Annotated in this window: 11 protein-coding genes (1 of these 11 only partly in view); 4 read left to right on the forward strand and 7 right to left on the reverse strand. The window is 75.1% G+C overall.

The window, feature by feature from the left end; genetic code table 11:
• The 3 genes in view from QMG73_RS24385 to QMG73_RS24395 are tightly spaced (at most 1 nt apart) and all read right to left on the reverse strand, a layout consistent with a single transcriptional unit that may run on beyond the window.
• Positions 1 to 8,837, reverse strand: partial view of an HAD family hydrolase gene (locus tag QMG73_RS24385; protein WP_281899366.1) — the 5' portion only. It extends 24,742 nt beyond the left edge of the window; 8,837 of the gene's 33,579 nt are visible here — the first part of the coding sequence; it begins with the start codon at positions 8,835 to 8,837; its stop codon lies beyond the left edge, outside the window.
• The gene (locus QMG73_RS24390) at positions 8,812 to 9,156 is read right to left on the reverse strand and encodes a hypothetical protein (protein WP_281899367.1); all 345 of its coding nucleotides are present in this window, start codon (positions 9,154 to 9,156) and stop codon (positions 8,812 to 8,814) included. Before QMG73_RS24390 ends, QMG73_RS24385 begins: the two co-directional genes overlap by 26 nt.
• A gap of 1 nt (position 9,157) precedes the next feature.
• Positions 9,158 to 9,553: a YbaB/EbfC family nucleoid-associated protein gene (locus tag QMG73_RS24395; RefSeq protein WP_281899369.1), complete on the reverse strand. Its 396-nt coding sequence runs from the start codon at positions 9,551 to 9,553 to the stop codon at positions 9,158 to 9,160.
• A gap of 91 nt (positions 9,554 to 9,644) precedes the next feature.
• Between QMG73_RS24395 and QMG73_RS24400 the strand changes: the two genes are divergently transcribed.
• Entirely contained in the window at positions 9,645 to 10,919 is a 1,275-nt protein-coding gene (locus QMG73_RS24400) for a S8 family serine peptidase (protein ID WP_281899370.1), read from the forward strand.
• Between the two features lie 54 nt (positions 10,920 to 10,973).
• Here QMG73_RS24400 and QMG73_RS24405 read toward each other — a convergent pair whose 3' ends face one another.
• The 4 genes from QMG73_RS24405 to eccD form a co-directional block, all read right to left on the reverse strand.
• Positions 10,974 to 11,261, reverse strand: a complete 288-nt coding sequence (locus tag QMG73_RS24405; RefSeq protein WP_281899371.1) for a WXG100 family type VII secretion target — start codon at positions 11,259 to 11,261, stop codon at positions 10,974 to 10,976.
• A 9-nt stretch (positions 11,262 to 11,270) separates the two neighbouring features.
• The gene (locus QMG73_RS24410) at positions 11,271 to 11,642 is read right to left on the reverse strand and encodes a hypothetical protein (RefSeq protein ID WP_281899373.1); all 372 of its coding nucleotides are present in this window, start codon (positions 11,640 to 11,642) and stop codon (positions 11,271 to 11,273) included.
• A gap of 107 nt (positions 11,643 to 11,749) precedes the next feature.
• Positions 11,750 to 13,183 (reverse strand): type VII secretion protein EccB, encoded by a 1,434-nt coding sequence (gene eccB, locus QMG73_RS24415; protein ID WP_281899375.1) that lies wholly within the window; start codon positions 13,181 to 13,183, stop codon positions 11,750 to 11,752.
• 5 nt (positions 13,184 to 13,188) lie between these two features.
• Positions 13,189 to 14,574, reverse strand: coding sequence for a type VII secretion integral membrane protein EccD (gene eccD / locus QMG73_RS24420; RefSeq protein WP_281899376.1), 1,386 nt, complete (start codon positions 14,572 to 14,574; stop codon positions 13,189 to 13,191).
• Positions 14,575 to 14,653: 79 nt separating this feature from the next.
• Here eccD and eccCa point away from each other — a divergent pair, with 79 nt between their 5' ends.
• From eccCa to QMG73_RS24435, 3 genes are read left to right on the forward strand one after another with little or no spacing between them, the layout of a single operon-like run.
• Entirely contained in the window at positions 14,654 to 18,610 is a 3,957-nt protein-coding gene (eccCa, locus tag QMG73_RS24425; protein ID WP_281899377.1) for a type VII secretion protein EccCa, read from the forward strand.
• Positions 18,611 to 18,648: 38 nt separating this feature from the next.
• Complete coding sequence (locus tag QMG73_RS24430; protein ID WP_281899378.1) at positions 18,649 to 19,392, forward strand: hypothetical protein; 744 nt, start codon at positions 18,649 to 18,651, stop codon at positions 19,390 to 19,392.
• 3 nt (positions 19,393 to 19,395) lie between these two features.
• A complete protein-coding gene (locus QMG73_RS24435) occupies positions 19,396 to 21,363 on the forward strand; it encodes a WXG100 family type VII secretion target (protein WP_281899379.1) in 1,968 nt (655 codons plus the stop codon).
• Positions 21,364 to 21,370 lie beyond the last annotated feature (7 nt).

The raw sequence follows: 21,370 nt of genomic DNA on the forward strand, positions 1-21,370 counted from the left end.
CGCTCCCAGAACTTCTTGTCGTCGGAGGTGAAGTCGGGCACGAACACGACGTGCACCTGGAGGCTCCACCGGTTCAGGCCGGCCCGCCCGCTCACCTCGTACTGCGCGTCGAACGTCTCGCGCCCGTGCTCGTGCTGCCCCCGCACCCGCCTGATCGGGTGCGAGCGCAGCCCCCGGCGCTGCCTTCGGCGCTGCGGCCGGGCCACCGTGTGGAAGACCAGGATCTCGCCGTCGACGGCCTGGTGAAGCTCCCGGCGCAACTGCCGGCGTGCCTGCTCGTCGAGGAGCTGGCGCCGCTGGCTGGGCGGCAGCGTGACCCGGTCCGGATCCTCCCGCTCGGCCGCCAGCCCCGCCAGGGTCTCGGGTCGCTGGGTGCTGGGCAGCCCCTGCATACCCCGCTCGATGGCGCGCCGGATGATCCGCCCGCGCAGGCCCGGATCGACCGCGGCCGGTGCGCGGTCGTCCGGGGCGGCGACGCCCAGTTGCCCGAGGTCGACCCGGATCAGGATGTGTTCGCGGTCGGAGCCGGGCAGCCGTTCCACGGCCTCCGGCGGCGTACCGATGCCCTGGCCGAGCCGCACGTGTATCCGTACGGTCCGTCGCGCGTGCTCGTCGCGGTTGAGCCCGTGCCAGCCGGACAGGTCGAACTCGGCGTCGAACCGCTCGTCCTTGTGCTCGTGGGCGCCACTCACCGCGGCGATCGGGCGGGAGCCGAACAGCCGCTGGCCCACCAGCGCGTCCCGCAGCGGCTCCGCGGCGCGCGACAGACTTCCCTTGCCGGCGTTCGAGGTCTTGGCCTCCTCCGGCGGCGGCTCGACCAGCTTGGGCGCCTTGACCTTCTCGCCGGTGGCGTCCTTCACCGCCTTCTCGGTGCCGTCCAGGGCCTCCTGGGTCTCCGCGATCGTGCGCTCGTGGTGGCGGACCATCCGCTCGTCCCAGTCCGCCCGCCGCAGGATCGCGACGGCGACGTCGTCGTTCAAGGCGGGCTGGTCGCCCGCTTGGCCGAGCGTGCTGGCCGCCGTGCTGACCGCGGTGCGCGTGACGGCGTCCGGCACGTTGAGCACGCCGGCGATGTCGGGCACGGCGGGAGAGATGCGGACGCCCGCTCCCACACCACCCTCCACCGTGGTGACGGACGACGACGTGGTCGACGTCACCAGGTGCGCGCGCAGGTCGCGCATCGTCTCCACGGTGTCCGCCGCCGCGTCGATCAGCTCGGCCTCGGTGATGCCGTGCCCTAGCCGGTACACCAGGTCGAAGCTCTCCTGGTAGGTGTCGAGCCAGGTCTCCATGCCCTCCGGGAGCGTGTCCTCGGGAGGGCCCGGAGGCTCGCCCGTGAACTCGAGCCAGGTCTGCGTGCCCTCCGGGAGCTCGACCACGGGAGCGCTCCGCGGCAGCTTGTTCCTGGGCGTGAACTCGACCTTCTCCGGGCGCAGCCGCACGAGCCACGGGCGGCGCGGGAGCCGCTCCGGGCGGCCGGGCGGCTCGACGAACCGCAGCAGGTACTCGGGATGCCAGTGCTCGCCGGTCGGATCCCGCCGGAAGCCGAGGAACTTGGCCGTGATCGGGTCGCCGGACATGTCGGGCCCGCCCGGCTCGGTCTCCTCCAGCCGCACCTCGTACCCGCGCCGCAGGCCCTTGATCCGCCCGTGCGCCGGCCGGACCAACCAGGACCGGCCAGCCACCGGACCGGCTCCTTCGACGAGCCGGACCAGCCGCTCCTGCCCGACCATCTCCGGGCTCGCCGACGACTCCGTGACGCGCACCCGGTACTCGGCATGCCAGACTCCCGTCACGGGATCGCGCCCGAGGCGGACGAACTCGCCGGTGAAGCGGGTACTCGGGGCGTCGGCGTCGATGGGCACGATCCGCGCCCCGCTCATCAGCTCGCGGGCCTGCACCATGCGGATCAGCTCGATCCGCTCGCGCACGTCCGCCCGCCCCGCTTCGGCCAGCGCCCCGGCGGCCAGCTCCCACAACGCGTCCGCGCCCGGCAGGCCGGCACCCAGCCGCACCTCGTCCGCGTCGAGCCACCGCCGGATGCCGTCGCTGCCGCGCCCGACGGCCGCCGCCGCATCGGCCAGCCCTCCGGCCTGGCGGAAGGCGTCGAGCCACTCGCCCCGGTGCACCACGCCGGTCAGGGTCACCACCCGATCCGGATCGCGGGCCTGTTCCGCGCGGATCTGTTCGATCCGCTCGCGCGTCTTTCGCCGGCCCGCCGAGTCCAGCGCCGCGGCGACCAGCTCCCACCGCTTCTCCGCCTCCGGGAACCCGGCGCCCAGTCGCACGCCGTCGGCGTCGACCCAGCGCCGGATGTCGTCCGGTGCCAGGAGGAGTTCGTCCATCGCGCCGCTGGAGTGGAAAACCTGGAACCATTCGTAGCGGTTGCCCGGGATGCCCGTGACGCCGGTCAAGGTCAGCTCGCGGTGGATGGCGATCAGCGCCCGGTCCTCCGGGTCGCTGGGCGGCTCCTCGCGAATCTTTCCGATCCGCTCGCGTATCTTCCGCTTGCCCGCCGCGTCCAGCGCCGCGGCGACCAGTTCCCATTTCTCGTCCGCGCCCGGGAAGCCCGCGCGCAGCCGCACGCCATCCGCGTCGATCAACCGCCGGATGTCGTCCGCGTCCAGGATGAGGAAGCCCATCCCGTCCAGCCCGCCGCCCCGCTGGAACGCCTCGAACCACTCGGTGGCGGGTCCGAGCCCCAGCCAGGAGCGCGGCACGTGGTCGCCCTCCAGCTCGCGGTGCAGCGCGATCAGCGCCCGGTCCGCTTGCGTCGTGGCCGGCTTCTGGCGCGCCTCGGCGACGCGCTTACGGACGTCCTCCGGCAGTTCCTCGTGGACCAGTTGCCACTTCTGCTCGGCGCCCGGATACCCGTCCCGCAGGCCGGTCTCGTCGATCCACATCGCCAGGTCGTCGCCGGTGTCCGGGCCAGCGCCCCGGACGAGCGCGATAGCCTCGCCCAGCAGTCCCTGGTCGTTGGGGCCGAGCCGCGATCCCCGGCCGGGCTGGGCCGCCCGCGCCCGGCGATCCCGGTGAAGGAACCGCGTCCGCTGTGCGGGCCGCGCATCCCGGCCGGGCCGTACCGTCGTGTACCGCCCCAGCACGTCGACGGGTTTGCGGCCACCGCCACGGCGGGCCCACGCCCGTACGCCGGTGCGGATCGCCTCCAGCTCCCGCAGTTCGTGGACGAGCATCCGGCGCGCGTAGACGATCGCACGCTCCGGGCTCTTCGGCCCGTCCGGCATCCGCGAGTCCAATGCGATCCGGGCCGGCGTAGCGCCCTCGCCCGGGTCGGTCTGCGCCATGGCCTTGCCGTCCAGGTCCACCACGACCACCGGCACGCTGAACTCGGCCCCGCCCCGTGGCCGGAGGGTGAGCACGCCCGCCTGGGCACCCCCGTCGCCGTCGCCGTCGCCGATGACCGGACCCGGCGTGCTCGGCGTCTCCCGAAACTCGATCGACTCGTACCGGTCGTCCAGGTACTCGCGGAGCGTCGGAGCGACCGCCCGGATCGCGGTGAGAGTGTCCGTCTGCTTTGGACGCGGCCCCTTCTCGAAGCCGGGCATCTCGCTGGCGTTGAACGGTCGCCGGATAGTCCACTGTCGACGGACAGCGCTCCGGGCCGCCCGGCGCGCCTTGCGCTCCCGCGCCGGCGCACCCTCGGCGCGCCCGGTGGCACCGGCCGCCCGCGCCGTAGCCCGGCGGCGCGCCTCGATCCGGGCCTGCTTCTCCGCCCGCAGCAGCTCCGCGAGCGCGCGCCGCACCTCCGCCATCCGCTCGGCCCGCCGCCGCCCGGTCGGGGTCAGCTCTTTGGGCAGGCCGAGGAAGATCAGGCCGTTCGGGGAGCCGCTGCCGCGCCGCGGCATCCGGCGCCGGTGCGCGGTGCGGTCCGGAGCCTTCGCCCCGCCCCGCTGGCTCTGCTGGCCCGGCGCGATCCGGGCCGCCGGGTCGTCCGGCCGGGGCGCGGCGGGGACCCCGGGCGGTTGCGGCACCCCTGGCAACGGCGGCGGCTCGGTGGGCGCCGGTATCCGTACCGGGCTCGCGCCGAGCCGCTCCCGCGGACGGTCCAGCAGGCGCTCGCGGTGGTGGGGCGACGGCGGCTGCGTCAGGCGCGGAACAGGCGGCTCCTGGTGCACCGGCGTGACCGGTTCGGGCCGCTTCGGCGGCAGCCCCGCGGTGTCGCGCGGCAGGACCGCGGGAGGTCCGCCGGGCACGCCGGGCTCGATCGCCGGCTGCGGCTCCGCACCGGGAGTGGGCGCGGCCGGCCCGGCCGGCGTCGGCCCACCGGGTACCGGCGCGGCCGGCGCTTCCGGTGTCCCATCGGGTGCACTGGGACCGGGGACCGCGTCCGGCGCGCCGGGTCCCGGTGTGCCTTCGGGCGCACCTGGTCCAGGTTCGCCTTCGGGGGCGCCCGGTCCCGGCCCGGGTGGCGGCAGGTTCGGCTGCGGCTCGGACGGGACCGGCAGCTCGGGCGGGATCTGGTCCGGCGTGGCCGGTTGCGGCGCGATCGGCTCCGGCGGCTTGGGCGGTACCGGCTCAGGCGCCTGCGGCGCGATGGGCTCGGGCGCCTGCGGGGGAATGGGCTCCGGGGGCTTCGGCGCGATGGGTCGGGGCGCCTGCGGCGGGATCGGTGCCGGCGGCGCGGGAACCGGTCGCGGCCGCGTTCCGGTCTCCGGTGCCGCCACGCCTGCGACGGGAAGGGCCTCCGGCTCGCCGGGAGCGGCGACTGCCACAGCCGGCGGGGCCGGCTCGCCGGGAACGGCGCCGGTCACAGCCGGCGGAGCCGGCGGAGCACCTCCGGCCGGTGGCGCGGCGAGGATCGGCGGCGCGGCCTCCCTGCCGGCCTTGAGCGGCCCTCCACCGGCCACCGCCTCCGCGTCCGCCGCATCGCCACCCCGGACCGTTTCGCTGTGGACCGGTGCCGGTTCCGCGGGCGGCTCAGCTGGCTTCGCGGGTGGTTCGGCTGGCTTCGCGGGCGCGCTCTCGGTCGCTCCCTTGTGGATGGTCGAGGCCGGCCGCCTGCGAGCGGGCGGCGCGAGATCCTCGGGCAGGGCCTCGGGGTCGCTCGCGTCGAACATCCGCTGGTCGTGCTGGCGCTCGGCCTCGACGAGCTCCTCGGCACCGGGCTCCCGGAGGCGTCCCGGAGCGCCATTGCGGTTGCGGGCCGCCAGCTCCTCCTCGGCCCGGTTGAACTCCTCGATCAGCCGGCTGGCGCCCGTCGCCCGGCCCGGCGCGAGGGCCCTGGTGATCGTGCCCGCCCCGCCAGTACTGGGTTGGTGCTGCTGCGTCCCCCCGTCCGGCCCGCCTCCCTGCCCCGGCGCCGCCTGCCCTGGCGAGCCGCCACGGCCTGCCGCACTTGCCTGGCCCGGCGCGCCTCCGCTGCCCGGTGAACCCGCTTGGCCCGGCGCGCCTCCCCTGCCTGCGGTGCCCGCTTGGCCCCGTACGCCCGCCTGGCCGGGCCCGCTGGTGCCGGCCGGCCGGCCACGGCCGTCGCGCCCGGTGGCGGACGCGCCACCGGGCGGCGCGCCGTCGGCGGAAGCACCGTCCGGTGGGCCGCCACCGTCGGGCCGGTCACCCTCCCCCGGCGCCCCGGCACCGTTCTCGCCATTGCCCGGCAGCACCTCATCGGGCAGGCCGAGGGTGATCAGGCCGTTCGGGGAGTCGCGGCGTCGCGGCGGCATCCGCCGGCGATGCGGATCGCGATCCGCCGGCACCGGCGGTGGCGGCACCGCCCGCGCGTCCGGATCTCCCGGTGCCGGAACCCCCGGAACGGTCGGCATCGCGGGTGGCCCGGGCACCCTTTCGGGTTCCCGGGGCTCTGGCTCCTCCGGGGTGGCCGCCCCGAGCTCCTCCCGATGCGGCTCCGGCACCGCGGCGGTCGTGGCACCCGCGCCCTCCGCGCCCGGCTTCGCGATCACCTGGTGCTCCCCGGGTGGGGACGCGTGCAGTGGGATCGCCTCGGCCGGCAGGCGTACGGGCGGCGGGGACGCGTTGGGAACCCGGTGGGAGGTGCCGGGCAGGAGCGTCCCGGGCCCGGTCGCGGGCCCGGTCGCGGGCCCGGTCGCGGGTCCGGTCGCGGGCCCGGTCGCGGGTCCGGTCGCGGGCCCGGTCGCGGGTCCGGTCGATGGCGCGGTCGATGGCGCGGTCGCGGGCCCCGGGACGGGGATGGGGCCGGGCGCGGGGTCGGGGCTGGGCGCAGGGTCGGGGACAGCGTCGGCGGGTGCTGGTTCGCTCGCCTGGTCGCCGGGCACCGGGAGGTCGGCGGGGAGGTCCGCCGGTGCGGGGAACGGCGGCGCGATGGGCTCCGGCGCCTGCGGCGGGATCGGCTCGGGCGCGAGCGGCGGGATCGGCTCCGGGATCACCGACGGCAGCTCGTCTGGCGACGGGAACTGTGGCGGGATCGGCTCCGGCGCCTGCGGCGGGATCGGTGCCGGCGGGGCGGGCGCAGGGGATGGCGCCGGCTGCGGCCCGGAGGCCACCGGCGGCGCGGCCGTCGCGGGCGGCGTGCCCAGGCTCGGTGGCGTGATGACGGCGGGCGGCGCGCCGGCAGCGGGCGGCGTGACCACCGTCGGCGGCTGGGTGGGCGGCGCACCTCCGCCCGGCGGCGCCACACCCTGCGGTGGCGACGCCACCCCCTGTATGGGCTGCGGCGGGATGACGGGCGGCGGCGCGCCAGCGGCGGGTGGGGTCGCCTGCGGTGGGGGTGCCGCGGGCGGTGCGGTCCACGGTGGCGTGGCCGTGGCGGGCGGTGCGGCGGCCTGCGGCGGAGGCGCGGGCTGGTCGGTGCCCTGCGGCGGGGCCAGGGCATCGGGCGATGCGGGCGCGGCGCCGGGTGTCACGGGCGGCGGGCCGACCGGTCCATTGTGGACGGATGGCGTCCCGGCGACCGGGCCGGCGGCGGGCTGATCCGGCGCCTGCGGCAGCGGCGTGGGACCGTCGGGTGGGGCGATCGGTGGTGTGATGGGCGCTGACCGGATCGGCGGGGCGGCGGATGGTGCCGGCGCGGGCCCGCCGCGCATGGGCGGCGGCGCGTCCGGTGGGGCCATCGGCGCGCCGCGAGACGGCGGAGCCGCGGGTGGGGCGGCCTGCGCGGGTGGGGCGGCCGGTGTCGACTCGCGCGGCAACGTGGTGGTGCCGGCCTCGTCGGGCCGCAGCAGCCCTTCGTTGAGGGCCCTGTCCAAGGCGACGAGTTCGCCCTGGGACGGCGTACGCAGCTTCCCGAGCGCCGAACCGCCGCCCGGCTGGTTCCGGGCCGCCAGGTCGGCCTCGGCGCGGTTGAACGCCGCCTCGTCGATCCGGAGCAGCTCGCCCCGGATGGATCCTGGTCCCGTGGCGGTACGCCCACCGGTCGATGGGCCGTCCACGATCGTGCCGGTGCCGCCGCCCGGGGACTGCGGGCGCGGCCCGACGCCGGAGCCGCCACCGGTACCGCTGCCGCCGCCACCACCGCCCACACCGCCACCACCGCGGCCGCCCGTGCCGCCGGAGCCGCCCGTGCCGCCGGAGCCGCCCGTGCCGCCGGGGCCTGTGCCTCCGGACGGGCCTCCCTGGCCGCCGGAGCCCGGGCCTCCCTCGCCGCCGGGGCCCGGGCCTCCCTCGCCGCGCGGTGTGCCGGGTCCGGCGTCGGGAAATCCGCGGCCCGGCGCGCCCGTTCCCGTGCCGGGCGCCCGGCCGGGCGTGGTGGACTCCAGGAACCGCTGGGCCTCGCCGGCGAGGCGCTTGCCCGCGATGAACGTGCCGGTCTTCTGCGCGCCGGCGTACGCGAGCCGGAACCCGGCGCCCAGCGCGGCTCCGGCGGCCATCCCCTTCAGGGTGATGGGCACGCCGTTGACGATGCGGTTGCCGGTCGGCAGGGCGACGGCCATCGCCGTCGCGTCCTTCAGCACGGCGGCCGGCAGCCTGTTCGACCGGATCGGCACGCTCAGTCCCGCGCGAACCACCGAGAAGGCCACGCCGGTCGCGAAGCCGGTGGCGGCGGCCCTCCCGATGTCGCCGGCGGCGAACGACTCGCGGTACCTGCCGTCGATCATCTCGACGGCCTGCGCGCCGGCCTCGATGCCACCGGTGAACGTGCCGAACACCAGCCCGGTGCGCCCGGCGTTCGCCAGCCCGGGTCCGAGGTATCCCCGCGCGAAGGACTTCGCGAACTCCGTCGCCGCGGCGCGGCCGGTGAGCCCCGTGACCGCCGGGATGGCCGCCGCGCCGGCCACGCCGTTCGACGCCGCCCGCGTGGCAGCGGCGGCGGCCAGCTTGTTCGCGCCGAACTTGGCGAGGTACTGGGAGAAGATCTGGGCGGCCTTGGCCCGGGCCCCGGCCACGATGCCCGCGACGGCCGCCGCCTGCGCACCTGGCCCACCCGGCGAGGCCGCGACCAGCGCCGGGTACATCAGCACCATCGCGGCGGCGGCCGTGCCCGACAGCCGGACCTTGGCGCCGAACGCATTGGCCGCGGCCTGCGCCGAATGCCCGCTCGCGTCGTAGGTCACCTTGATGGCGTCGGCGAGCCCGCCCTTCTCGCCGCTCAGTTCCTTCCAGCGCTCCAGGATGGCCGGTCCGACGTCGCCGCCCCACACCGCGAGGACCTGGTTCATGCCGCCGAACGCACCCGACTGGAGCTGGATGAGCGCCTCGCCGAGGGCGGCCTCCATCTCGGACAGCGCGCTGAGCGCGCTCTCGTTGGCTTCCGGCCAACCGTCGAAGCCGCCGCCGGCGACCGCGACACCGTTCAGGATCATGTCGCGGAACTTGTTCCAGAACCACCCGAAGTCGGGCTTGCCCCACGCGGCGCCGACGAGGCCGCCGAGGGCGCCGTCAGAACTTGAAGTCGGCGATGTCATGCACGGCGGCGGCGTTCAGGATGTTGGCCGCGGTCTTGTCTGCGGCCTCGGAGTTGGTGGCACCGTTGATGATGTTCTCGGCCATCTCCATGATCAGGCCCTGGAGCTTCGCCGCCGCGTCGATCGCGGTGACCACGGCCTCGTGCGCCGCGTCGAAGCGCGCGCCTTCCTCGCCGCCGCCGGCCGGCCTCCCATCCAACTGGGCGCGCACCCGGGCGGAGGCGTCGACGATCGGGGCCAGAGCCTCGGTGGCGGCGGTGCGTATCTTGACGCCGCCCTCGATGGCGAGCTCCGGGTCGATCAGCATGCCGTCGGCCATGTCAGCTCTCCCTCGTCATCGGTTCGAGTTCCTCGTCGAGCCGGCGGAAGATGGCCTCCATGTCGCCGCCGAGCGCGTTGCGGACGTCGTGCACGTCGAGGTACGCCGAAGCCGCCTCCTCGACAAGGCGGTTCGCCTCGGCTGCCGCCCGGCGGATCGTGTCGGTGATGGTCTCGGCGAGCTGCCGGGAGTCGGGGCGGCGGTAGACGCGCGGGTCGATGTCGAGCCGTTCCAGGTGGCCCTGGTTGCCGACCACCGCCTTGACCAGGCCGTCGGGAGACTTTGCCTCACCACGCACCTCGAGGATGCGGCGCCGCAGATCGCCTGCCCCGGCACGCATCCGCTCGAACTGCGCCATCAACTCCTCGGTGCGGGCCTTGATTGCGGCGTCGTCCACAGTTGACTCCTCGCGGCGGGAGGCGTACCAACATCAAGAATAGGCGCACCGTCGCACATGTACAATCGGCCGGAGCTTCGACGGAGGAACGATGTCCCGCGTTCGACGGCTCTTGCCCTTGCCGGCACTGCTGTTCACCATCAGTGGCCTCGTCGTCACACCGTCCGGCGCGCTCGCCGCGGCGGCGTGCACCAGCGATCCCCGCCCGGGCCAGGTGGTGTCACAGGTGCCGGTCGAGCAGCTCATCCTTGCCGCGCGCCGGGTCTGGCCGGCGACGACCGGCCGCGCGGTGACCGTAGCCGTGCTCGATACCGGTGTGGACGGTCGCCATCCCCAGCTTCGCGGCGCGCTGCGGCAGGGCTGGGACTTCGTGACGGACGAGCCGGGCGGCGCGGTGGACTGCGCGGGCCACGGCACGGCGGTCGCGGGCCTGGTGGGGGCGCGTCCGGCGGACGGGGTGGGGTTCGCCGGCATCGCGCCCGGCGCGACCGTCCTACCGGTACGGATCGCGGATCGCCTGGTCAGCGGGGATCGCGTGCTCGCCGGTGTGCTGGCCAAGGCGATCCGGTGGGCGGCAGACCAGCGCGCCGGCGTCATCACCGTACCGGTGGTCGCCGACCGGCCCACCGCCGCGCTGGCCGCCGCCGTGGCGTACGCGCAGGCACGCGACGCGCTCGTGGTCGCCGCCGCCGGCACCAGGGCCAGCGAGCTGAACGCCGACCCGACCGTCGCCGACCAGCCCAGCTACCCGGCGGCGTACCCCGGCGTGCTCGGCGTGGGCGCGGTGGACGCGGCGGGCGTACGGGTCAACAACTCGCCCGTAGGGTCCTATGTGGACATCGTGGCGCCCGGCTCCGACGTGCTGACCACGGCCCCGGCGCGCGGTCACACGACGCTGTCCGGCACCGCCATGGCCGCTCCGGCGGTCGCCGCCACCGCCGCCCTGGTGCGGGCGGCCAGGCCGGAGCTGAGCGCGGTCGAGGTGGCACAACGCCTGGTGGCGACCGCCAACCCGGTCGCCGGCGGCGCGGGCAGCGTGGCGTACGGGGGCGGCATGGTCGACCCGTACCGTGCTGTCACCGAGGTGTTGCCCGGCGGCGACCCGCGGATCCAACCCGGGATGCCGGTACGCGACATCGACGAGGAGGCACTGCGCCGTGACGCGCGGTGGCGTTCGCTCGCCGCGTCGGCGGTCGCGATCGCGGCGGCCATCGGCCTGGCGCTACTCGGCTGCGCCGCCCTCCTGGTCGTTCACCGGCGGATGCGCCGCGGCCCCGGACCGGCACCGTCCACAGTCGAAACCCCTGGCGACGACGTCGAGCTGGCCGAGCTCTACTTCACGCCGCCGCGGCCGCCCCGCACGTGATCAGGGCGTTTCCCAAGCGGCTGAGCACTTGGGAAACGCCCTGGATACGGTTGGTCACACCGCGAAGCGGTTGGTGTTGGCCGTCTCCGCGATCTGGGCCAGCTCGTTGGCCGAGACGACGCCGTCCTTGACAGCGTTGACGAACACGCCGACGTCGTCGCCGACGCCCCGCCAGATCGTCTGGAGCTGGTAGTACGCGTCGCGCGCGCTGCCTTCCCAGACGCTCAGCATCGGAGCGCAGGCGGCTTCCAGGTCGGCGATGTCGGCCAGGAGCCTGGCGCGCGTCGCCTCGAGGGACTGCGCGCCGGCGTCGAGAGCGCCGAAGTTGTATGCGGTCCGCACGGTTTCCTCCTACGCTCCGGCCCAGTTGAGCGCGGCACGGGCCTGCCCGCCCTGCGCCCCCGAGCGCGACACTGCCTGCTCCGCTTCGAGGTCCTTGCCCGTGTACTCCTGCACCGACTCGCTGACCTTGTTGCACAGCGTGTTGAGGGCGTTGTTGAGCGCCGTCATGTCGGACTTCAGCAGGCCGTGCACGCCGTCCTGGTCGCTCTTGCCGAAGGCGTTGCTGGCCGCGCCCGCGAAGGTGGCGTCGTTGAGTTCGGCGGTGAGCTGGTTGCTCATCGTCGTTGCCGTGGCCCTGAGCTGCTCGACGACACCGAAGATGCGCACACCGGCGTCGTACATCGTCTGGGTATCGGTTACGTACCCATTTCCTGCTGGCATAGCGTTTTCCCACCTCCCGAGGGGGGAACTGCTGTTAGTGGACAGTCAGGCATGAAGATCCTGATCGAAGGATACCGAGCCGCGCGGCGCCGCGAAAGATCTCAACATCAGCCCAGTACCGGGCGGCGGGCGGCAACCGGGTCGAGTGGCGGTCCTTCGGGCATCCGCGCCACCACGGCGGCCGGCAGCCGCACCGGGGTCAGCGCACCGAAGCCCAGATAGCCCTGCACATTGGGATCCGACATGGCGTGCCGGACGCCCAGGTCCGTGACCAGGTAACGGGTGCCGCTCGGCGCCTCGGCGGACGGCATCGCCTCCACAATGGCCGCCCAGCCCGGTGCGACGGCGACGCGGTCGGCCAGCGGAACGCCCTGCGCCGTCCGGCGGGCCGAGGCCGCGCCCACGACGAGCTGGCCGGCGGGCGTGTCGACCACGAGCCGGGGCGGGTTCGCCGCGTCGCGGAACTCCGCGCAGATCGCCGATGTCGCGGCGCTGGCCGAGAACGGCGCGACGATGCGGGGTGCGGTCGCCGGCAGCGCCTCGGCGCCCACGGCCGGCACGGGCAGCTTCGCGGCCGCGGCGGCGTCGGCCGGGCTCAGCTCCAGGCCGCGCGGGGGCTGGCCGGGATACGCGGCGCGGGTGGCCGGGTCGGCCAGCAGCAGGTTGGCCTCCACCTCGGTGACGACGGCCAGCCGGGCGGCGTCGGCCACCAGGAAGTACTGGCGGGTGGCGCCGGCACTGTCCACAAAGTACACCTGGCCGATCCGGGCGCCGGCCACGGCGGTGGAGGCCGTGCCGCGCTTGTCGACGCGGCGTGCTGCCAGCGGCTCACCCGCCGGCAGCGCGTCGAGCAGAGCGGCGCTGACCGGGGTACGCGGCTGGCGGTCCAGGCCGAGCGCGGTGAAGACGACCTGCTGGTCGGCGATCGCGTACCGCCGCTGGTGCCAGACCAGGAAGAACCCGCCGCCGTCCACGTCTTGCGCCAGCAACGCGTCGTCACCCAGGTCGCGGCCGACCTGCGCGCCGCGCCCGACCAGCAGCGAGGTCACCGCCGAGGCGCGGCCGCTGGCGTCGCGGGCCGGCTGCGCGCAGATGGTCCACGGCGCGCCCAGCACCCGGCCCTTCGGCGGGACGGCGTCGGGTGCGCCCGGGATGCCCAGTACCGGCCCGCGTGGCACGCCCATCATGGACTTGGCGGACACCCGTACCGTCTTGGCGTCGCTCTCCTGCGCCAGTACCGCCGAGGTGAAGTTGGCCATCGGGTAGAGCACGCCTTGCCGGAAAACGAACCGGGTGCCGGTCTCCTTCTCCACGATGATGGACTGGCCGTCCCGCCAGTTGCGGTTGCCGCCGGGGCGGACCAGGGCGTAGACGCCCACCGCGGCCAGCGCCAGCACCGCCACCATCACGCCACCCAGCCCGGCCGCGAAGAGCCGGCGACCGGCCGGCTGCACCGGGTCGGTGTCGTGATGGGCGAAGGCGGAGACGACTCGCTGCATCATGAACTGGTACGACTGCAACTGATCGCGGCGCGTGGGCATTCCGGTTAGCCTGCCACGCCTCGCATGAGGCCGTACAGTCCCAGTACCGCGCAGGCGATCGGGACCACGGCGAGGATCAGCAGGATCTCGCCGAGCTCGGCGATCCGTCCCAGGTAGACGGAGGGGCGGCGGTTCCGGTACCGGACGCCGATGGCGAGCACCGCCAAGGCCAGGCCGGCCAGCGCCGGTACGGCCCACAGTGGACCGCCTCCGGCCAGGTCGTCCGCGTATCCGACGGCCAGCACCGCCAGCCCGATCAGGCCGCAGGTCAGCAACGGCAGCCGGTGCCGCAGCGTCGGGAAGAGGCGGGACCGCACCAGGTAGCCGGCGCTCACCACGGCGATGAGCACCGGCGCCGAGCCGCCCGCGGTACCAAGGATGACCAGGCCGATCGCGGCGACCGTGGCGACGCCCAGCAGCAGGCCGGTCAGCATCACGTCGGCGCGCGCGACGGCGGCGAACGTGGCGCCGGCGGTCGGCGCGGGCTCGTCCTTGACCAGGTCGGCCGCGGACCGCGGCAGGGTGGGCAGCGGCAACCTGCCCAGCCGGGCGGCCAGCACCGGCCCGGCGGGGAGCAGCACGAGCAGTACCGCCTCGGCAGCCGCGGCCGCGCGTACCGCGTCGAGGGAGCCGAGCGCGGCGATGGCGGCGCCTCCCCCGGCGACCGCGGCCACCGCGGCGGCGACGAAGAGCCAGCGGCGTTCGGTCGCGGCGAACAGGCCGGCGACGGCGGCGACCAGCAGGAACGCGCAGGCGGTCAGCATATGCGGCGCGCCGAGGCCGGACAGCGGGGCGTCGCCGCCGAGCAGCAGCAGGCCGCCCGCGAACGCCGCCGGCAGGCCGAGCGCGCACACCGCGAAACCCGCCGCGGCGTCACCGAGCACGACGTTCAGCAGCGCCCCGGCGCCCAGGCAGAGCACGGTCAGGCCGAGGCACAGAAGCGCCGGGGCCGTCCAGTCAGGACCGTTGACCAGGCACACCGCCAGCGCGGCGACGACCAGGATCCCAGCGGCGGCGACGCCGGCCCAGCGGCTGACCCGCCCGTCCCAAAGGACGCCGCCCTGCCGGGCACCGGCCGCGATCGCCTCCACCACGTCGTCGTACTCGGGCTCCGGCCAGTCGGTGTGCGCCCGTACCAGATGCAGCAGCTCGCCGTCGCGAACGCCTTGCGCGACAGCGCTGCGGCCGACGTCGAGCAGCGTGCCGTCGGCGCGGCGCAGGATCCAGCCGCCCTGCTCGCCGGCCGAGTCGACGGTTTCCTCACCGGCGTGCGAGAGCAGCGCCGGCAGCAGCGCTGCCAGCACGAGGTGCTCCGGCAACGCCAGGTCGAGCCGGCGTTTCGGCGCGACGACGACGACCCGCGCCAGGCCGATGTCCGAGTCAACCGTCATGCCGACCGCCTTCCCTCGCTGTAGGCGTCTGTCTATCATGGCCGGCAAATCGTCGTGATCTAGAGATGGGGAAATCGGAGTGAGTACCACGGCTCTGCGCCGTCCACCTCGCTCGCCCGCGCCGGAATACCCGACCGGCGAGGTGCTGCTCGATCCCCCGCCGGAGATTCCCGCGCCGGGCGGCCGGCGCTGGGCGCAGATGATGATGCTGCTGCCGATGATGGCCGGCTCGGTGGCGATGGCGCTGATGTTCGCCGGAAACTCGCGCAGCACGCTGGCGTACGTGGCCGGCGGCCTGTTCGGGCTCTCCGCGCTCGGCATGATCGTGGCGTCGATGGGCATGTCCGCCGGTGGCTCGAACAAGCAGGAGATGCTGGCCGCACGCCGGGAGTACATGCGCCATCTGGCCCAGCGGCGCCGCGCCGTACGCCGGACCGTGGGCCGGCAGCGGGCCGCGCAGGTGCACCAGCATCCGGCGCCGGACGGGCTCTGGTCGGTGGCGGCCAGTCCCCGGCTGTGGGAGCGGCGGCCGGGTGACCCGGACTTCGCGACCGCCCGCATCGGCCTCGGCCCCGCGGAGCTTGCCACGCCGCTGATCCCGCCGGAGACGCGGCCCATCGAGGAGCTGGACCCCATGTGCGCGGTGGGCCTGCGCCGGTTCCTGCTCACGTACTCGGTGGTGCCGGACCTGCCGGTGGTCATGGCGCTGGACGGCTTCGCCCGCGTGTACGTCCGGGGCGCCACCGACCGGACCAGGGCGCTGGTACGGGCGCTCATGGCGCACACCGCGACCTTCCACGCGCCGGACGACCTGCTGATGGCCGTCTGCGTCGCCGACGACCGGCGGCAGCACTGGGAGTGGGTGAAGTGGCTGCCGCACGCGCTGCACCCGCGGCGCACCGACGCGCTCGGCGCGATGCGCCTGGTGTCCGCGACGGTCACCGGCCTGGAGGCCATGTTGGACACTCTCGTGGCCGGCCGGAGCCGCTTCGGCGAACGGCTCCCCGGGTCGTCCGGCCCCAGCCCGCACCTGCTGGTCGTGGTCGACGGCGGTACGGTCACCGGCTCGGACCACCTGCTGATCGAAGACGGACTGGACGGCGCGACGGTGGTGCTGCTGGACACCGCCCCGCCGCGCCAGCTCGACCGGCACACGCTGGTGCTCGACGTCGACGACGACGGGACGCTGCGTACGACCACATTCGACGGCGGCGCCGAGGCGGGCCGCGCCGACGCGCTGCGGCCGGCCGTGGCCGAGGCGCTGGCCCGGCAGATCTCGCGGTTCCGGCTGCCCACCACCGGGCGCTCGGAGCGGCGGATGTCCACCGACGTGGGCCTCGCCGACCTGCTGGACCTGGGCGACCCGTACGACTTCGACCCGGCCCGCACGTGGGTGGTGCGGCCGAACCGGGACCGGCTGCGGGTGCCGATCGGGGTAGGCCCCGACGGTACGCCGCTGGAGCTGGACCTGAAGGAGTCGGCGCAGGACGGCATGGGCCCGCACGGCCTGCTCATCGGCGCGACCGGTTCGGGCAAGTCGGAGCTGCTGCGCACGCTGGTACTGGCCCTGGCCGCCACGCACGACCCGGAGCTGCTCAACTTCGTCCTGGTCGACTTCAAGGGCGGCGCCACGTTCACCCGGCTGGACGCGCTTCCGCACACCAGCGCGGTCATCACCAACCTCGTGGACGAGCTGCCGCTGGTCGACCGCATGACCGAGGCGCTCAACGGCGAGCTCCTGCGCCGGCAGGAACTGCTGCGCGGGGCCGGCAACTTCGCCTCGCAACGCGACTACGAGCGGGCGCGGGCCAGCGGTGCCGCCCTCGCCCCGCTGCCCAGCCTGCTCATCGTCTGCGACGAGTTCTCGGAGCTGCTGAGCGCCAAGCCCGACTTCGTCGACATGTTCGTCCAGATAGGACGCGTCGGCCGTTCACTTGGCGTACACCTGCTGCTCGCCTCGCAGCGGCTGGAGGAGGGCCGGCTGCGCGGGCTGGACACCCACCTGTCGTACCGGATCGGCCTGCGGACGTTCTCGGCGGTGGAGAGCCGGATCGTGCTGGGTGACACCGCCGCGTACGAGCTGCCCCGCTCCCCCGGCCACGGCTACCTGCGCTTCGCCACCGAGCCGCTGCGCCGTTTCCGGGCCGCGTACGTCTCCGGGGTGCACCGCCGCGCCGACGGCTCCGACGCCACCGCCGTCGACGCCGACCGGGTGCTCTTCTACACCACGCAGTACGTCGCCCAGGTCGCCGAGCCGGATCCGGCCACGCAACGGGTCGACGAGGAGGCGCAGGGTGAGAGCCTGCTGGACATCCTGGTGGAGCGGATGCGCGGTCGCGGCGTACCGGCGCACCAGGTGTGGCTGCCCCCGCTGAAGGATCCGTCCACCCTGGACGCCCTGCTCCCGCCGCTGCGCCTCGATCCGGCGCGTGGCCTGACGACCGGCGAGCCGGCTCCGCACGGCGCGCTGCGGGCGCTGGCCGGCGTGGTGGACCGCCCGCTGCAACAGCGCCGTGACCCGCTGTGGCTGGACCTGTCCGGCGGCACCGGGCACCTGGTCGTCGTCGGGGCGCCGCAGAGCGGCAAGAGCATGCTGCTGCGCGGTGTCATCGCCAGCCTGGCGCTGGCCAGTACGCCCGCCGAGGTGCAGTTCTACGCGCTGGACTTCGGCGGTGGCGGGATGCTGGGCCTGCGCGACCTGCCGCACGTGGGCGGCGTCGCGACGCGGCTGGAGACGGGCGAGGTACGGCGCACCGTGGCCGAGGTGAACCAGCTCCTTATCGAGCGGGAGCGAGCCTTCGCCCAGTACGGCGTCGACTCGATGGCCACGTACCGGCGGCTGCGGGCCGAGGGCCGGATCAACGACAGCTTCGGCGACGTGTTCCTGGTCATCGACGGCTGGGGCACGCTGCGGGCCGAGTTCGAGGAGCTGGAAGCCGCGGTGACCGCGATCGGCAACCGCGGCCCGTCGTACGGGATCCACCTGATCGCCGCCGCGACGCGCTGGATGGACCTGCGCATGGCCGTCCGGGACATCTTCGGCACCCGCCTGGAGCTGCGCCTGGGCGAGCCCGGCGACTCCATGCTGGACCGGCGCACCGCGATGAACGTGCCGGAGAAGATGCCCGGCCGCGGCATCACCGCCGAGAAGCTGCATTTCCTGGCCGCGCTGCCGCGGATCGACGGCCGCGGCGACGCGGAGACCGCCAGTGCCGGCCTGGCCGCGCTGGTCCGCCGCGTCGCCGAGGCGTGGAACGGGCCGGCGGCGCCCCGGGTGCGCCTGCTGCCCGCGGTACTGGAAGCGTCCGAACTGCCGGCCCAGGCGGACGAGCCGGGCCTGCCGATCGGCATCGCCGAGGCCGACCTGCGCCCGGTGACGGTGGACTTCGACGCCTATCCGCACTTCCTCGCCTACGGTGAGTCAGGATCGGGCAAGAGCGCGCTGCTCCGGCTGCTCGCCCGCTCCATTGTGGAGCGTTACACGCCGGACGAGGCCCGGGTCATCATGGTGGACTACCGGCGGGCGCTGCTCGGTGCCATCGGCGGCCGGCACCTCATCGGCTACGCCACCACCGCGGAGCTGGCCCGCCGCATGATGGACGAGGTCGTCGACGTGCTACGCGAGCGCGTCCCCGGTCCAGACGTCACGCCCGAGCAGCTCCGCGAAGGCGCCTGGTGGCAGGGACCGCACCTCTACATCCTGGTGGACGACTACGATCTGGTGTCCGGCACGCAACAGAATCCGCTCGCGCCGCTGCTGGACTTCCTGAGCCAGGCCGCCGACATCGGCCTGCACCTCGTGCTCGTGCGGCGCACCGGCGGCGCCGGCCGCACCTCGTACGAGCCGGTCATGTTGCGGTTGCGGGAATTGGGCTCGCCGGGCATCCTGATGTCCGGCAACCGGGACGAGGGGCCGTTGCTGGGCAACCTCCGCCCGTCCCCGTTGCCACCGGGACGAGGCTGGCTGGTCGACCGCCAGCACGGCGCGCGGCTGGTCCAAATTGGCTGGACGCCGCCGGAGGACGGTACGACATAGGCTCTGTCGCCTTTCCAGGCGAGCACGTAAGATCCATAATGACCCGACGGCGCGCACTGGACGATGTGGAGTCCGAGATGGCGACAGACGGCTTTGACGTCGAACTCGACGACCTGAGCACGTTCAACGACAAGGTTCAGCGGGTGGGCGAAGACTTTCGCGACACCAGCATGCAGACCCACGCCGCGCTGGCACAGTTCGCGACGGCCTCCAATCTCGGCAGCACGGGCGTCCTGCCCGACCTGACTCGCCTGTCCAGCAACCACATGACCAGCCACTTCGTCGCCAGCCAGGTGCTACAGGAGACATTCCTGGGGCTGACCACGCTGGCGATGGGCGCCAACGTCATCCGCACCAGCTACGGCACCGCCGACGGCCACGGCGCCGACGCCATGCTGCGCCTCGACGGCGCGGTGGTCGACAAGATGTTCGCCCCGCCGAAGAAAGGCGAAGAGGCCACCGGCGGCGCGTCGAAGAAGGCCACCGGCGAGGTACAGAAAGAGATCCAGGAGTTCCTCGAGCAGCAAGGCCAGGAAAACGTCGACGGGCTGAACGCCCAGGCCAACGGCGGCGCGGGCTACTGGGTCGACTCGTACAACGGGTCTGTGGTCGTCACCGTCCCGGAGCAGGGCGGCCTGCCGGAAACCGTCTACGAGTCGCCGCGCGAAGACGAGCTCGGTCCCGACCTGCCCGAGATCGACAAGTACGACGGCGACGCCCGGTTGGATGAGTCCTCCGACATCCGGAAGCGGTTGTTCCAGGCTCCTGTCGCCGAGGACTAGACAATGGCGGACCCTAGCCTCGACGGCTTGACCATCGAGTTGTTGTGGGCCGACGTCCGGATCCTCAACGATGAAGCCGTCCAGGAGATGGCGCACATGTGGCGGGTGCTGGGCGAGAAGTTCCTGGACGCCGGCCAGCGCCTGCACGACCAGCGCACCGCTCTGGGTCAGACCTGGCTGGGCGAGGCGTCGGACGCGTTCGCCACGCACGCCGCGACGTCGTCGCTGTCCATGTACGAGGCGTCGAGCACCGCCCTCGCCAACTCCAGCAGCCTGCAGATGGTCGCCCTCGCGATCGGCCAGGCGCAGCGCGAGATGGCCGCGCTGTGGGCCGAGTACGAGTCGCGCAAGGGCGAGATCGCCGCCGCGGCCGCGGCCACGCCGGTCGACGGTGGCACAGGGCTGGCCTGGCTCGGCGACTCGATCAAGGGCATGACCAAGGAAGAGATCAAGGCGAAGGTCTCCCAGCTCCGGTTGGAGGCGCAGGAGGAGTTCAGCCGCCGGGCCCGCGCGATCGTCAGGCCGATGCTGAACACCGCCGCCGAGACCACGATCATCGAGCTGCCCACGTTCGCCGGCCCCAAGACCGGCATGCCCAACATGGCGGCGGTCCCGTTCTTCGCCCCGCCCTCCCCCGCTGCCCCGGCGCCACCGCCGCCACCCGGTGCGCCCGGTGGGGCCGCGCCACCACCGGCGCCGCCCGGAGCACCCGCGGGCGCGCCGCCACCCCCGTCACCGGGTACACCGCCCGTGGCTCCCCCGCCGCCCGCCGCGCCGCCGGCCCCCGCCCCGCCGCCGCCCGTGGCTCCGCCGCCCGGCACCGGCACCCCAGCGCCGCCTGGGGCCCGGGTTCCGGCACCGCCCGGAGTGCCCGCACCGCCCGGCCTCGGCGCGCAGCGTGTGGGCGCCCCGCCGGCACCCGCACCGGCCGTCCCCGCACCGCCACGAGCCCTCGTACCGGCACCGCCGGGTGCGGCCGTGCCACCGCCACCGGGAGCGGTCCCGCCGCCTCGCGCCGGCGTCGTGCCTCCCGCGCCCGGCGTCGTTCCCCGCCCCGCGCCGCCCGTGATCGGCCGCCCCACCGTGCCCGGCGTGGTCGCCCCCGGCACACCGCCCGGCGGGCGCGGTCCGGTGCTCGGCCGCGCCGTGCCGGCCCCCGGACTTGCCACACCGCCGCCCGGGCAGGGCCGGGTGGCCCCCGGGCTCGGCGGCGCCCGCCCGGTCCCCGGTGCTGTCCCGCCCGCCGCGCCGGCCGGCGCGGGCTCCCGCACAGCCCCGCGCCCCGGCGCGGTCCGCCCGGGCGCGATGCCGAGCGCCGGCGTCCCGGGAACGGTCCAGCCCGCCGGGGCTCAGCGCCGCGCCGGCGCACCGGCCCAGCGGCCGGGTGCCGGCCTCCCGGGTGCCGGCATCCCTGGCGCGGCCGCACCCGGCGGGCCTCAGCGCCGCGCCGGCGCGCCCGCACCGCGGCCGGCCGCTCTCGGTGGAGAGCTGGGCGCGACCCCGCGGCCGGCCACACCCAACCTCGCCGGCACCCGCGGGGTGACCCCGCCGGTGCCGCCGCCCGGCGGTCCGGTCCTCGGCCGCGACACCCAGGGCCGGCCGGCTCGCGGCGCCGCCCGGCGCCCGCTCGCCACCGGCCCGCGGCAGCCGGTCCACGATGGACCGTGGCAGACCGCGCCGGTCAACCGGGTCGACCTCACCGGACAGCGCCGGCCCGCGGTCGCGCCGCAGACGCCACAGCCCGCCCTGCCCGGCGCTCGCGACCAGGCCGCGCGCCCGGTCGCCACCGGGCCGAAGCGGGAACGCAAGCCGGCGTACGAGCCGCCGCGGATCGAGACGGCGGCCACCGACGTGGCGCCCGAAGACGGCCTGTGGGAGACCGCACCCGTCCCCGTCGCCATGGTCGACGGTCCCGTCGCGGAGCGGCCGGTACGGGTGGCCGAGCCGGCGGTCGCGGGTCCAGGTCGATGACGCTCGT

It is taken from the genome of Phytohabitans aurantiacus, assembly GCF_027923225.1.
Classification (GTDB): Bacteria; Actinomycetota; Actinomycetes; order Mycobacteriales; family Micromonosporaceae; genus Phytohabitans; species Phytohabitans aurantiacus.